3 protein-coding genes are annotated in these 1,585 nt (G+C 56.0%); all 3 read right to left on the reverse strand.

Annotation, left to right across the window (positions count from 1 at the left end; genetic code table 11):
* Positions 1 to 361: aminotransferase class V-fold PLP-dependent enzyme (locus GX108_05750; protein ID NLO56541.1), on the reverse strand; the 361-nt coding region annotated here is incomplete at its 3' end.
* Between the two features lie 124 nt (positions 362 to 485).
* The gene (locus tag GX108_05755) at positions 486 to 899 is read right to left on the reverse strand and encodes a CoA-binding protein (protein NLO56542.1); all 414 of its coding nucleotides are present in this window, start codon (positions 897 to 899) and stop codon (positions 486 to 488) included.
* Positions 900 to 1,048: 149 nt separating this feature from the next.
* A complete protein-coding gene (locus tag GX108_05760; GenBank protein ID NLO56543.1) occupies positions 1,049 to 1,438 on the reverse strand; it encodes a hypothetical protein in 390 nt (129 codons plus the stop codon).
* Between the last annotated feature and the right edge of the window lie 147 nt (positions 1,439 to 1,585).

The following is a 1,585-nucleotide window of genomic DNA, read 5'->3' on the forward strand; positions in this document are numbered from 1 at the left end:
CAGTGACCTCAAAACCCTGCTTGTCGAGCCAGCCGAAGGCGTCCATCACGGCATGGTGTTCGATGGCGGTGGTTATAACGTGGCGCCCCTTGTCCTTCCTCATGGAAGTGGCGCCCTTGATGGCGAGGTTATCGGCCTCGCTCCCCCCGCCGGTGAATATCACCTCGGAGGCGTCGGCCCCGATAAGGGCAGCGACCTTCCCCCTGGCCTCACTGACGGCCTTCCGCGCCCCTCTCCCCCAGGCGTGAAGGCTGTTAGGGTTACCGTACTCCTCCGAAAAATAGGGGAGCATAGCTTCGAGGACATCGCGATCGACGGCCGTCGTGGCCGAATGATCCATGTAGACCTGTCTTTCTGTCATCGAAATCGCCTCGAATCTATTTTTTATTAGGCCAACCTAATTTACGCACAAAGGATACATCCCTTTTTGCCAAAGGTCAATACCTTTACGCGTTCTGGTTTCCTGATGTGAGTTTTTTGTTCTATCAGCCGCAATAGACCTCGTGGACCATCATGAGGCAGGCACCCTTCACCACCTCGAAACCTTCGGCCCTTAACACGGTTTCGGCCTCGTCGTTCTCGGCCCCGGGCTGCATCCACACGACGGGCTTGTAGTCCAGTTTCCCCAGGTCGTCCAGCACGGGCTGCTGCCGCTCGGGCGATACGAAAAGAGCCAGGATATCGAATCTCTCGCCGATCTGCGTTATGGAGCCAAGGCAGGGGATACCCTGAATTTTCTCACCCGCCGAGGAGGGGTTGACGGGGTAAAGTCTGAAGCCCTTCTCCTTCAGGTAATCCATGACGCCGTAAACAGCCCTTTCCTTCTTCATCGAGGCGCCGGCTACGGCCACCACGGAGGGAGAGCAAAGGTATTTCTCTATGATCTCTTCCATTTTCATGGGATCAACCTCCTTTGGAAAAGCAAGGGCGTAAACAAATCCGGGATGAGGGCAGTTCAGAAGCAACTCCCTCTCTCGTCAGCAAGAGTCAGTACTTCGGAATTCAGAATGGCAAGATCAAACCCCGCGACGCGGGATGGAAATCAGCCTCAAGTGCTCGCCATGCCCTCGAAGGGCATGAAAAGAAGCGAAGCCGGGGCCTCCTTGAGGTCGATATGGAACTCCACCTTGACGGACTTGCCCGGGGCCAACCTGGGCTCGGTGCCCCTCTGGGCGATGTTGTTCACCATCTCTCCCGTCGTCCCAAAGATGCCCACCGAAATACCCGGGGCAATGACATCCCCATCGCAGACATTCCTGACGGTGGCCTCGCCTGAAAGGCGGCCTGTCTTCAGGTCAAATTCCCATTTCGCCTCGGTCATGATCACCTTCAGTTCACCCGGCACGCCGCAGGAGTCCTGGGCAAGGACGGCGACGGATCCCATGAAAAGAACCATGGCCATTATCGCCGGGAAAAGAGCGGTGTTACGCCACTTCATCAACGACACCCCCGCTTCCGTTTCATCTTTTCTTTATCTTCTCGTCAAGTTCATTTCGTTGGCTTATTCTACCAGAATTCATTATAATTGATTGCCGTCGGAGGGCTGGCCGAGTGGTCGAAGGCGGCTGACTTGAAATCAGCAGGG

Origin of the sequence: Thermovirga sp. (genome assembly GCA_012523215.1) — a bacterium.
In the GTDB taxonomy this organism is placed as follows: domain Bacteria; phylum Synergistota; class Synergistia; order Synergistales; family Thermovirgaceae; genus 58-81.